15 protein-coding genes are annotated in these 10,390 nt (G+C 69.9%); 2 read left to right on the top strand and 13 right to left on the bottom strand.

From position 1 onward, the window contains the following. Positions 1-5: 5 nt before the first annotated feature. The 4 genes from AC5P1C_RS33505 to AC5P1C_RS33490 all read right to left on the bottom strand — a co-directional run bounded on the left by AC5P1C_RS33505 (position 6) and on the right by AC5P1C_RS33490 (position 3,210). Positions 6-1,727, bottom strand: a complete 1,722-nt coding sequence (locus AC5P1C_RS33505) for an urease subunit alpha (protein ID WP_493869730.1) — start codon at positions 1,725-1,727, stop codon at positions 6-8. Beyond that, the gene (locus tag AC5P1C_RS33500) at positions 1,720-2,031 is read right to left on the bottom strand and encodes an urease subunit beta (RefSeq protein WP_493869775.1); all 312 of its coding nucleotides are present in this window, start codon (positions 2,029-2,031) and stop codon (positions 1,720-1,722) included. Before AC5P1C_RS33500 ends, AC5P1C_RS33505 begins: the two co-directional genes overlap by 8 nt. A 32-nt stretch (positions 2,032-2,063) precedes the next feature. Then, a complete protein-coding gene (locus tag AC5P1C_RS33495; RefSeq protein WP_493869729.1) occupies positions 2,064-2,366 on the bottom strand; it encodes an urease subunit gamma in 303 nt (100 codons plus the stop codon). Between the two features lie 223 nt (positions 2,367-2,589). Next, on the bottom strand, positions 2,590-3,210 hold the full coding sequence (locus AC5P1C_RS33490; protein ID WP_493869728.1) for a TetR/AcrR family transcriptional regulator: 621 nt from the start codon (positions 3,208-3,210) through the stop codon (positions 2,590-2,592). A gap of 122 nt (positions 3,211-3,332) precedes the next feature. Between AC5P1C_RS33490 and AC5P1C_RS33485 the strand changes: the two genes are divergently transcribed. After that, on the top strand, positions 3,333-4,349 hold the full coding sequence (locus tag AC5P1C_RS33485; protein WP_493869727.1) for an ABC transporter permease: 1,017 nt from the start codon (positions 3,333-3,335) through the stop codon (positions 4,347-4,349). 102 nt (positions 4,350-4,451) lie between these two features. On the opposite strand, the gene AC5P1C_RS33480 is transcribed toward AC5P1C_RS33485, so the two are convergent. Together AC5P1C_RS33480 and AC5P1C_RS33475 are read right to left on the bottom strand one after the other, a co-directional pair. Then, on the bottom strand, positions 4,452-4,742 hold the full coding sequence (locus AC5P1C_RS33480) for a type II toxin-antitoxin system Phd/YefM family antitoxin (RefSeq protein ID WP_493869726.1): 291 nt from the start codon (positions 4,740-4,742) through the stop codon (positions 4,452-4,454). Between the two features lie 162 nt (positions 4,743-4,904). Next, on the bottom strand, positions 4,905-5,915 hold the full coding sequence (locus AC5P1C_RS33475) for a Ppx/GppA family phosphatase (protein WP_493869725.1): 1,011 nt from the start codon (positions 5,913-5,915) through the stop codon (positions 4,905-4,907). Positions 5,916-6,062: 147 nt separating this feature from the next. Between AC5P1C_RS33475 and AC5P1C_RS33470 the strand changes: the two genes are divergently transcribed. Next, positions 6,063-6,605: a type 1 glutamine amidotransferase domain-containing protein gene (locus AC5P1C_RS33470; RefSeq protein ID WP_493869724.1), complete on the top strand. Its 543-nt coding sequence runs from the start codon at positions 6,063-6,065 to the stop codon at positions 6,603-6,605. Here AC5P1C_RS33470 and AC5P1C_RS33465 read toward each other — a convergent pair whose 3' ends face one another. From AC5P1C_RS33465 to AC5P1C_RS33435, 7 genes are read right to left on the bottom strand one after another with little or no spacing between them, the layout of a single operon-like run. Beyond that, positions 6,606-6,899, bottom strand: coding sequence for a gas vesicle protein K (locus tag AC5P1C_RS33465; RefSeq protein ID WP_493869723.1), 294 nt, complete (start codon positions 6,897-6,899; stop codon positions 6,606-6,608). Beyond that, on the bottom strand, positions 6,896-7,096 hold the full coding sequence (locus AC5P1C_RS33460) for a gas vesicle protein (RefSeq protein ID WP_493869722.1): 201 nt from the start codon (positions 7,094-7,096) through the stop codon (positions 6,896-6,898). Before AC5P1C_RS33460 ends, AC5P1C_RS33465 begins: the two co-directional genes overlap by 4 nt. After that, positions 7,093-7,923, bottom strand: coding sequence for a GvpL/GvpF family gas vesicle protein (locus tag AC5P1C_RS33455; protein ID WP_493869721.1), 831 nt, complete (start codon positions 7,921-7,923; stop codon positions 7,093-7,095). Before AC5P1C_RS33455 ends, AC5P1C_RS33460 begins: the two co-directional genes overlap by 4 nt. After that, the gene (locus tag AC5P1C_RS33450; RefSeq protein ID WP_493869720.1) at positions 7,920-8,354 is read right to left on the bottom strand and encodes a gas vesicle protein; all 435 of its coding nucleotides are present in this window, start codon (positions 8,352-8,354) and stop codon (positions 7,920-7,922) included. The genes AC5P1C_RS33455 and AC5P1C_RS33450 overlap by 4 nt, the downstream gene beginning before the upstream one ends. After that, a complete protein-coding gene (locus tag AC5P1C_RS33445) occupies positions 8,351-9,439 on the bottom strand; it encodes an SRPBCC family protein (RefSeq protein WP_493869719.1) in 1,089 nt (362 codons plus the stop codon). Before AC5P1C_RS33445 ends, AC5P1C_RS33450 begins: the two co-directional genes overlap by 4 nt. Further along, positions 9,432-10,130, bottom strand: a complete 699-nt coding sequence (locus AC5P1C_RS33440) for a DNA primase (protein ID WP_493869718.1) — start codon at positions 10,128-10,130, stop codon at positions 9,432-9,434. Before AC5P1C_RS33440 ends, AC5P1C_RS33445 begins: the two co-directional genes overlap by 8 nt. Then, positions 10,127-10,390 carry a gas vesicle protein GvpG gene (locus tag AC5P1C_RS33435; protein WP_493869717.1) on the bottom strand — a complete coding sequence of 88 codons (264 nt, stop codon included), beginning with the start codon at positions 10,388-10,390 and terminating at the stop codon, positions 10,127-10,129. Before AC5P1C_RS33435 ends, AC5P1C_RS33440 begins: the two co-directional genes overlap by 4 nt.

Here is a 10,390-nt window from a genome sequence, read left to right as displayed (position 1 = left end):
GCCCGTCAGAACAGGAAGTACCGCTGCGCGAGCGGTAGTTCGGCGGCCGGCGACGGCTCGACGAGTTCGCCGTCGATGGTCACGGCGAAGCTGTCGGGCGCGACCTCCACCCTCGGCAGGGCGTCGTTCTCGCGCATGTCCGCCTTCGTGCGCCCGCGCGTCGAGCGGATCGCCATGAACTGCTTGGCCAGGCCGAGGCGTTCGGGCAGCCCGTCGTCGAGCGCCGACTGGGTCACGAAGTTGAAGGAGCCCAGCCCCGGCGCTGTCCCGCGGGCGCCGAACATGGGTCGCGGAAGGACCGGCTGTGGCGTGGGGATGGAGGCGTTGGCGTCGCCCATCTGCGCGTACGCGATCTGCCCGCCCTTGATGACAAGGAGCGGCTTGACCCCGAAGAACACCGGGTCCCACAGCACCAGGTCGGCGAGCTTACCGCTCTCGACCGAGCCGATCTCGTGGTCGACGCCCTGCGCGACCGCCGGGTTGATCGTGTACTTGGCGACGTAGCGGCGCGCGCGCCGGTTGTCCGCCCGGACGTCCCCCGGCAGGAAGCCGCGCCGTCGCTTCATCACGTGCGCGGTCTGCCAGGTACGCATGACGACCTCGCCGATGCGGCCCATGGCCTGCGAGTCCGACGACATGATCGAGATGGCGCCGAGGTCGTGCAGGATGTCCTCGGCCCCGATGGTGGTGGGCCGGATCCGCGACTCGGCGAAGGCCAGATCCTCGGGGACCGCCGGGTTGAGGTGGTGGCAGACCATCAGCATGTCGAGGTGTTCCTCGATGGTGTTGACGGTGTGCGGCCGGGTCGGGTTGGTGGAGCTCGGCAGCATGTTGGGCAGGGACACCGCCGTGATCATGTCCGGGGCGTGCCCGCCGCCGGCGCCCTCGACGTGGAAGGCGTGCAGGGTGCGGCCCGCCACGGCGTCGAAGGTGTCGCCGACGAAGCCCGCTTCGTTGAGCGTGTCGGTGTGGACGGCGAGCTGCGCTCCGGTGTCCTCACAGACGTTCAGGCACGCGTCGATGGTGGCGGGCGTCGCGCCCCAGTCCTCGTGGATCTTGAAGCTGACGGCTCCGGCGCGCAGTTGGGCGTGCATCGACGCGCTGGAGACCGTGTTGCCCTTGCCGAGGAAGCCGATGTTGACGGGGCTCGCCTCCATCGCGGCGAACATCCGGGCCAGGTGCCACGAACCGGGGGTGATCGTGGTCGCCTTGCTGCCCTCGGCCGGTCCGGTGCCGCCGCCGATGAGGGTGGTGATGCCGGAGGCGAGCGCCTCGTCGACGATGGTCGGCGAGATGAAGTGGATGTGGGTGTCGATGCCGCCGGCGGTGAGGATCTTGCCGTTGCCCGAGAGGATCTCGGTCTCCGGGCCGATGACGAGATCCGGGTGTACGCCGTCCATCGTGTCGGGGTTGCCGGACTTGCCGATGCCGGTGATACGGCCGTCGCGTATGCCGACGTCGGCCTTGACGATGCCCCAGTGATCGATGATCAGGGCGCCGGTGATGACGGTGTCGGGGGCGCCTTCGGCACGCGTCGTGCGGGACTGCCCCATCGACTCACGGATGACCTTGCCGCCGCCGAACACCGACTCGTCGCCGGAGAGTCCGGGGCCGCCGGAGCGGTCCTCCTCGATCTCGACGAGGAGGTCGGTGTCCGCGAGCCGGATCCGGTCGCCCGTGGTGGGGCCGAACAGATCGGCGTACGCGGGGCGGGACAACTCAGGCATCGAGGGCACCTCCGGTCTCGCCGCGCAGTCCGGGCACGATGCGCAGGCCGGCCAGGGGGACGAGTTCGACGTCGACGGGGATTCCGGGCTCGAAGCGCACGGCGGTGCCCGCGGCGATGTTGAGCCGCTTGCCGTGCGCTGCGCCGCGATCGAAGTCGAGGCCGGGGTTGGCCTCGGCGAAGTGGTAGTGGGAGCCGACCTGGACGGGGCGGTCGGCGGCGTTGAGGACAGTGAGAGAGGTGACGTCGCGGCCTACGTTGTAGGCGACGGGCTCGTCGGCGAAGAGGATCTCGCCGGGGACCACGGGCTGCGCGGGACTCATGTGACCGGCCCCCCTCAGACGATCGGGTCGTGGACGGTGACGAGCTTGGTGCCGTCCGGGAAGGTGGCCTCGACCTGCACGTCGTGGATCATCTCCGGGATGCCGCTCATGACGTCGTCACGCGTGAGCACCTTGCGCCCCGACGACATGAGTTCGGCGACGGTGCGGCCGTCGCGGGCCCCTTCGAGGATGTGGGACGTGATGAGAGCGACCGCCTCGGGGTGGTTGAGCCGCAGTCCCCGCGCCCTTCGCTTCTCGGCCACGTCAGCGGCCACATGTATGAGCAGTCTTTCCTGCTCGTGCGGGGTCAGTTGCACGCGTCCCACCTCACAGTTCTCACACCGGACCGTGCGGGGTCCGGCTGCCGCGGCCACCGCGACGGGTATAGATGTAACACACATGCAGTAAATGGATGCAATGCGCACGCAGTACGCCGATACTTGCGCACTACGGATACAAAATCCCCTGACGGCGTGGCGACGCAGGCTAGTTGGGCGGAGTTTCAACGAGGTTAACCAGCGCTTGACCGCCCCATGACCGTCAGCCGGGCTGCCCCATACTCATCAGGCCGCGCAGACCGTCCTGCAGCGCCTCGACCGGAACCTCGTCGAACAGCGCAAGCTGGGCGGCGAAGCCCTGGGCCGCGGCGACCATCACCCGTGCGACATGGTCGGCCGGGACGTCGGCACGCATCATGCCCGCCGCCTGATACCCCTCGACGATCTTCACCCAGGCCACTCGCACCCTGGCGTACCCCTGGTTCATCACGGCGGCGAGCTCTTCGTTGCGCAGGGTCTCCGCCCACACCTGGACGATGAGGCGCGGGAAGTACGAGGTCTCCCCCTCCCGCATGCCCGGCTTCCGGCCGAGCACATGGGTCAGCGTGCGGCCGATCAGCACGTCCGGCGGGGGCGGCGGGGTCTCCTTGGCGGCCTCCTCGAAGTTCGCCTGGAGCCACTCGAGGACCTCGCCGACGATCGCCCCGATCAGCTCCTCCTTGCCCCGGAAGTAACGGTAGACCGCCCCGGCCGAGAGGCCGACCTCCTTGAGCACGTCCTGCATCGATGTGGCGTGGAAGCCGTTGCGGGCGAAACAGAGGGCGGCGCCGTCAATGATCTGGCGGCGGCGTGCGTCGAGGTGCTCCTGGGATACGCGGGCCATACCGTCAAAACTAAAACGAACATTCATTCTTGACAAGCGCGGCACCCGGAAGCACAGTGAGGGCATCCCGTAAAACGAACGATCCTTCTCTTTAACGGTCGAGACCCGAAGGAGCTCAGCTCATGTCCACGTCGGTCACCACCCCGCCTCCGCCGCCTCCGCAGGGCCGCCGCATGGTGGCGGTGGCCCTCCTGGTCTCCGCGCTCGTGGCCCTCGCCCTGTGGGCCTTCGCCTGGCCCGCCGCACGGACGGCCCCCCGCGACCTGCCGCTCGGCGTCGCGGGGCCCGCCGCGGCGACAGCACCTCTCCAGTCCCAACTCAAGGAGCGCGAGGGCGCGTTCGAGCTCCATCGGTACGCCGATGAGGCCGCGGCCCGTGCCGCCATCGAGGACCGCGCCGTCTACGGAGCGGTCGTCGTCACACCGCAGGGCATGAAACTCCTGACCGCCACGGCGGCGAGCCCCGTGGTCGCCCAGCTCCTGGAGCAGGCGGTGGCCGGTCAGGCTCCACAGGGGGCCGATGTGACCACCACCGATGTGGTGGCCGCGCCCGCGAACGACCCACGGGGGGCCGCCCTCGGGGCGAGCGTCCTGCCGCTGGCGATCGCGGGGGTCGCGGCGGGTGCGATCGTGACCATGCTCGGCCTGCGCGGCATCCGCGCCGTGGGCTCGCTCGTCCTGGCCGCCGCGGTGGTCGGCGCGGTCGCCGCCGCCGTGACGCACAGCTGGCTTGGCGTGCTGACGGGCAACTGGTGGGCGGAAGCAGGGGTGTTGGGGCTCTCGACGCTCGCGGTGGGCGCCGCCGTCGCCGGGTGTGCCGCGCTCCTCGGCCCGGCGGGCATCGGGGTCGGCGCGCTGACGATGGTGCTGCTCGGCAACCCGTTCTCCGGCGTCACGTCCGCGCCGCGGCTGCTGCCCGAACCGGTCGGATTCATCGGCCAGTTGCTGCCGCCGGGCGCCGGGGGCACCCTGCTGCGCTCGGTGTCCTTCTTCGACGGCGCGCGCGTCACGGGCCCGGCCGTCACCCTCGCCGCCTGGGCCCTGCTCGGCCTGACGGCCGTGCTGCTCGGCGCGCTCCGCCGCCCCGCTCCGGCGCGCGACGAGGCGCCGACGGCGAGGGAAACGGTGCCGGTCACCTGACCGGCGGCACAGAGAGACACCGATAGCCCCCAGAGACAGCCGTACGCCTCCGCTGTAGCGGACGGGGGCGTACGGCCCTTCCCGCGCTCACAACTCGTACGCCTACGTCGCGTTGGGCCCTCGGTGCTCGGCGGCGATACCGAACCGCTGCCGTTCACCCGCGCCGGACGACGACGGGGACGAAGTGGACCGCAGCGACGAGACGGAGCTGATCACCTGCTCCTCGTCCTCGTCCGGCAACGCCTCGAGTCGCTCCAGGTCGGCGGCGGAGACGAGGGCCACGAGCGGCTTGCCATGACGGGTGACCACCACGCGCTCGCCGCCGTAGACGACGCGGTTGATCAGATCCGCGAGCTCTGCTCGGGCTTGCGTCACCGGAATCTCGTAGGCCATGCCCCCCAGCTTAACCGCCGCCGGGCACGGCCATCCGGTCCGCGCGCGACGGATACGCCGCAGGTCAGGAGGCCCGCCGCCCGCTGCTGACCGGCACCGGCCCCGGATCGTGCCTGCCCCTCCGATGATCGGGCCTCCCCCTCCCCCGATGAGGGACGGACCTCAGTTCTGCAGGGCCGCGAACCGCAGCGCCACCGGCTGCGCGACGGGCTCCGCCACCGCCTCCCGCCGGCTGATCTCCGCCCACCACGCCTCGCCGTCCTCCATGTGCCGCAGGAGTACGCCTTCACGGATGGCCCAGGGGCAGATGGTGACCGTCTTGATGTCCGTCAGCTTCAGCGCCGTGTGCCCCACGATCGCTCCGGCCAGGCTCTGCACCGCCCGCGGAGCGGAGACCCCCGGCAGCCGGGCGCGCTCGGCCGCCGGCAGCGCGGCGAGCCGATCGCGGCAGTGGCGCAGGTCCGCGCGGCTCAACTGCCGTGCCATGAACGGCCCGTGGCGGCCGGGAGCGGCGCCCGCGAGCCGCGCGAGCTGCTGGAACGTCCGTGAGGTCGCCACGGCGGTGCGCGGCCCCTCCCAGCGGATGCGCGCGGCGACGTCCCGCAGCTGATGCCGCACCTTACGCCGCAGCGCCTTCACGCTCTGCTCGGTCGGCGGATCCTCGCCCTCGAAGAACTCCCTGGTCAGGCGGCGCGCGCCGAGCGGCAGGGAGGCCACGTAGTCCGGCAGCCGCCCGCGCCCGAAGGCCACCTCGAGCGAGCCGCCGCCGATGTCGAACATCGCGAGGGGCCCGGCTCTCCAGCCCATCCACCGACGGGCCCCGAGAAAGGTGAGTTCGGCCTCCACCTCTCCCGGCATGGTGCACAGCGCCACGCCGGTCTCCTCACCCACCGTCCGCAGCACGTGCGGCCGGTTGGGTGCACTGCGTACGACCGTCGTGGCGAAGGCGAGCGGCTCGGCCGAGCCCCACCGCCGGGCGGTCCTGGCGGCCTCGGATACCGCGGTGACGAGCTGTCCCACGGATTCTTCGGGGATCACTCCGCTCTCCCCGACCTCCTCGGAGAGTCTCAGCTTCCATTTGGCGGTGTGAACCGGCAAGGGCACCCCGTCCTCGGCGTCCACTACGACCAGCCGGACCGCATTTGACCCCACGTCCATCACACTCATTCGCATGTGACTCTGAGTACCCATCAGGCCACGGGTCAGTCAAGCTGATTGACCTTCGCGGGACCAGGGAACTCGTGATCCGTGCAGCAGACCCGCACAAGAAAGAGGCCCTGGACGTGCCCGTCCACGGCTCGGCGAGGAGAGTGAGCAGCCATGCGTGTCGCATTCCTGATGGCGCCCGAGGGCGTCGAGCAGATCGAACTCACCGACCCCTGGAAGGCGGTGACGGACGCGGGCGGCGAGCCCGTCCTCGTGTCGACGGAGTCGGGCCGGATCCAGGCCTTCGACCATCTCGACAAAGCCGACACGTTCCCCGTGGACGAGGTGGTCGGCGAGGTGACGGCCGACTCCTTCGACGGCCTCGTCCTGCCGGGCGGTGTGGCCAACCCGGACGCCCTGCGCCTGGACGAAGGTGCCGTGTCCTTCGTACGCGGCTTCTTCGACGGCGGCCGTCCGGTGGCCGCGATCTGCCACGCCCCGTGGATCCTGGTCGAGGCGGACGTCGTCTCGGGCCGGGGGCTCACCTCGTTCCCCAGTCTCCGTACGGACATCCGCAACGCGGGCGGCACCTGGGTCGACGAGCAGGTGAAGATCTGCCACGACGGGCCCAACACGCTGATCACCAGCCGCAAGCCGGACGACCTGAAGGCGTTCTGCGAGGCCTTCCTGACGGAGTTCGCGAAGCTCGTCCCTTAGTCACTCCCTCGGCAGCAGCGGTCCCAGTGGTCCGAGGTCCAGGTTCAGGTCCTCGGGCCGCAGGCCGTAGCGCTCGCGCAACTCGGTCATGCGGTCGTCGAGGAGCATCAGCGTCAGGCCGATGCGCTCCTCCTGGTCCTCGCTCAGGTCACCGGTGTCGAATCGGCGCACGGCTTGCCGCTCCATGAGCTGACGCAGCAGTTCCACGACGGTCAGGACGAGTTTGATCAGGTCGCGTTCCACGGTGTCCGGTTCGAGTTCCAGACGGTTCTTCCCCGCCGTCCGCTCGCTCACGGCAACTCCTCGAAGGGTGACTCGAAGGGTGAGGGGACTTGCTCGTTCACCGAGCTGATGAGTGCGTTCAGGTCGATGCGTACGAGATCGACGTCCGCGATGCGCAGGGTGAGGTCCCCGGTGATGACGACCCCGCCCGCAAGGAGACGGTCGAGCAGGTCGACCAGGGCGATCTCTCTGCGTTCGACGACCGTCACGCTCCCGCCTCCCCCGCCGTGCCACCGTCGGTCCCTTTGGTCGTGTCGGCCCCGTCGGCTCCCTCGGCCCCGTCGGCTTCCAGGCGGGCGAAGGAGTACGCGGCCCACGGTCCGGTGAGTTCCACGCGCAGGCCCGACTCCTCACCGTTGACGCTCTCCACCAGTTCGACGAAGGCCTCCGAGTCCGAACGCGGCACCAAATAGGCCGCGTTGAGCACGTTGCGGCCCGACCCCCCGGAGAGAGCCGAGTTCTGGGGCGCGTGCAGCCTGGCGTCCTCGGCGCGTCCGCAGAGCATGTCGTGCAGCCGGCGCGCGAACTTCTCGGCGCTCTCCCACATCTCTTCGTGGGCCCGGCTGCGCTGCCGGCGTTGGCGCAGGTAGTCACGGCCCGTCGCGGCCTTCGCCGGCTCCGCGGCCGGGCGGGTGGCCTCCGCGTCGGCATGGACCTTGACGCCCCATTCCACGCGGCCGTCGAGCCGGTCGAGCGTCCGGCGGAACGAGTCCTCCCGCTCCTCCATCATCATGCGCACACCCGCGTCGTCCCGGAACACGGTGGCGAGCCGCAGCGGCAGCGGCGTGGTGACCGCCGTGAGCGCGTCGATCACCGCCTGGTGGGCACGCGCGGTCGCGCTCAGCCAATCCAGGTCCTCCAGGTGTCGCCTGAGCGGCTCCTCGGCGAAGTCCCGTTCCGGCACGGTGCCGACCACGGCGATCAGGCCGTGGTGCGACAGCTGACCGGGGGGCGCGCCGTCCACCCCGGTCACCTGGGCCTGGAGCGCCGTGTCGAAGGGCCGACAGATCGCGTAGACGTACCGCAGTCCGGTCATGAGCTCTCCTCCGCCTCGCCTTGCTCCGCCTTGCCTCGCTCCGCACGCTCCGCCTGGCCTCGCTCTGTCCTGCTCTGCTGCTTCCCCTTGCCGCGTTCCACCCTGCCCCGCCCCGCACCGGCTTGCTCCAGTTGCTCGAGCTCAGCGACATGGGCACGCAACTCGGCGTTCTCACGCGTGAGTTCCTTGCTGCGCGCGCGGGAGGACAGCTCGGGGTCGTCCTCCCACCAGTCGATCCCCATCTCCTTCGCCTTGTCGACGGAGCAGACGATGAGCCGCAGCTTGATGGTGAGCAGTTCGATGTCGAGCAGGTTGATCCTGATGTCCCCCGCGATCACGATGCCCTTGTCGAGCACGCGCTCCAGGATGTCGGCCAGGTTCGCCCCGCTGCCCTGTCCATACGGTTCCGGCATCCGACCGGCCATCGTCATCGACGACTCCCGCTCACTGCGGCGTCTTCGTCGTACTTCGCTTCCTCTTCCTCGTCTTCCTCGCCTTCTTCGTCTCCCTGGTCCTCATCGGCGTACTTCGCCTCTTCCTCGTCCTCTTCCTCGCCCTCGTACTCCTCGTCCGCGTAGGACTCCTCCGGCGCTTCCTCGTCGCGCTCGTACTCGTCCTCGGCGACGTCCTGCGGCTCGTCCTCGTCCTGCTCCTCCGCGAGCGCGTCCTCATGACTGATGACGACCTCGCCGTCGCGGATCTCACCGCGCCAGCCGTCCTCCGCCTCGCCCTTGATGGTGATGAACCGCGAGAAGTTCTTCAGGTCGAGCCGCGCCCGGCGGCCCTGCGCGCGCCAGATGTTGCCGGTCTTCTCGAAGAGGCCCTTGGGGTAGTACTCCAGGACCAGCAGGACGCGCGTGAGGTTCTCGGCCAGCGAGTGGAAGGAGACGACACCCTTCGTCGTGCCCTTCGCGCCCTCCGAGGTCCACGAGATCCGGTCGTCCGCCACCTGTTCGGTGGTGTGGGCCTTCCAACTCCGGCTGGACCAGAAGACCTTGGCCTGCCAGTCGGATGTGGTGTCGTCGGCGCGGTTCGCGCTCTTGACGCCCTTGGCGAAGTTGCTGAAGTCCTGGTACTGGGTCCACTGGTCGTACGCGGTGCGCAGCGGCACGCCGACGTCGACGAACTCCATGATGACCGTCGGCTTCTTGCCGGCTCCGCCCTTGCGGCGGCCCTTGCCGCCGGTCATGTTCTTGAAGGCGTCCACCACACTGTCCTTGGCCCGCCCCGCGCCGACCTCGAGTGCGGACCGCAGCGGCCCCTTGCCCTCGGCCATCTTGCGTCCGCCGTCGAGGGCGAGCCTGGCGAACCCCGGGCTCTTGCCCTCGGCGATGTCGTTGAGCTTGCCGGTCGTCGAGCCGAGCTTGTGGCCCACGCCGACCAGCATGCGCTGGGCCTGGGCGGCGAGATATTCCTGGACCTCGGCCTTGAGCCGGTCGGCGGCCTCGCTCTGCACGACGCCCGTGATCGGGTTCTGCGTCGCCTTGCCCGTCGCGGACTTCAAGGTGTCACTCATCGCGGGCGCCCCCCTTCGGCAACCTGGCCCCCGTGGTGCGACGCGCTGAGGTCTTCGCCGCGGCCCTGGCGGGAGCCTTCTTCGCCGTCTTCTTCGCGGGGCTCTTGCGTGCCGCCGCCGCCTTTCGGGCGGGGGTCTGCTTGGCTGCCGCCTTCTTGGGTGCGGCCTTCTTGGGTGCGGCCTTGCGCTCGGGCGCCTTCTTCCTGGTCCGGGGCCTCTCCTCGGGCTCGGATTCGGCCTCGGGCTCGGCCTCAGCGGGCTCTTCGCGGCGCCTGTCGTCCCGGTCATCGTCCCGGTCGTCGTCGTACTCCTCGTACGCGTCGTCGTCCGGCTCCTGCGCGTCCTTCTTTCGGCGCCCCGATATGTCCGGTGTCACGCCCGCGAGTTGGTCGCGCACATCCGCCGTCCGCCCGTGCAGCCGGTCGGCGAGGCCCGATATCTGGCGCTCGACAAGGACTCCGGTGGCGGCCTTGCCGACCCCGCGCATGTCCTCGCGCAACTGGTCACCGATCTCCTTGAACTGCGGGTTGTTCTGCAGCTGTTGGGAGACCAGGTCCCCGAGGGCACGCGGGCTCAGCTTCATCCTCTTGCCGGCGACCATGGTGCCGACCGCGAACGCCAGCTTCATCTTCTTCGTACGCCCGAGGACGTATCCGGCCCCTACGGCGAGGCCAAGTCCCAGTCGATTCATCGTGTGGTCCCGTTGTCGGTTCCCGCGCCGGTGCGCAGGCCAATTTCCAGTCGGTCGAGCAACTCGTCCTCCTGGCGGTCGAATTCCTCCTCGCTGATCTCCCCCGACTCGAGGCGTTCCTCGAGCAGGGCGAGTTCGGTCCGGACGGTGGCCGGGTCGTAGTACAGGCGCTCGGCCTCGGCGAGTACCTGGTTCACCGCCCAGAGGCTGCCGCGCACGGGTGCGAACGGCAGCAGCAGCACTTCACCGATCAGCCCCAT

Source organism: Streptomyces sp. A18, from assembly GCF_059026065.1.
The sequence above is the reverse complement of the archived record's forward strand: the minus strand, read 5'-3'. Positions and strand labels throughout refer to the sequence as shown.

What these genes read in the sequence shown, in the direction of transcription:
- AC5P1C_RS33435 (WP_493869717.1), bottom strand. Translation starts at nt 10,390, where the DNA reads ATGGGGCTGATCGGTGAAGTGCTGCTGCTGCCGTTCGCACCCGTGCGC.
- AC5P1C_RS33440 (WP_493869718.1), bottom strand. Translation starts at nt 10,130, where the DNA reads ATGAATCGACTGGGACTTGGCCTCGCCGTAGGGGCCGGATACGTCCTC.
- AC5P1C_RS33490 (WP_493869728.1), bottom strand. Translation starts at nt 3,210, where the DNA reads ATGGCCCGCGTATCCCAGGAGCACCTCGACGCACGCCGCCGCCAGATC.
- AC5P1C_RS33480 (WP_493869726.1), bottom strand. Translation starts at nt 4,742, where the DNA reads ATGGCCTACGAGATTCCGGTGACGCAAGCCCGAGCAGAGCTCGCGGAT.
- AC5P1C_RS33445 (WP_493869719.1), bottom strand. Translation starts at nt 9,439, where the DNA reads ATGAGTGACACCTTGAAGTCCGCGACGGGCAAGGCGACGCAGAACCCG.
- AC5P1C_RS33485 (WP_493869727.1), top strand. Translation starts at nt 3,333, where the DNA reads ATGTCCACGTCGGTCACCACCCCGCCTCCGCCGCCTCCGCAGGGCCGC.
- AC5P1C_RS33475 (WP_493869725.1), bottom strand. Translation starts at nt 5,915, where the DNA reads ATGCGAATGAGTGTGATGGACGTGGGGTCAAATGCGGTCCGGCTGGTC.
- AC5P1C_RS33450 (WP_493869720.1), bottom strand. Translation starts at nt 8,354, where the DNA reads ATGACGATGGCCGGTCGGATGCCGGAACCGTATGGACAGGGCAGCGGG.
- AC5P1C_RS33470 (WP_493869724.1), top strand. Translation starts at nt 6,063, where the DNA reads ATGCGTGTCGCATTCCTGATGGCGCCCGAGGGCGTCGAGCAGATCGAA.
- AC5P1C_RS33455 (WP_493869721.1), bottom strand. Translation starts at nt 7,923, where the DNA reads ATGACCGGACTGCGGTACGTCTACGCGATCTGTCGGCCCTTCGACACG.
- AC5P1C_RS33505 (WP_493869730.1), bottom strand. Translation starts at nt 1,727, where the DNA reads ATGCCTGAGTTGTCCCGCCCCGCGTACGCCGATCTGTTCGGCCCCACC.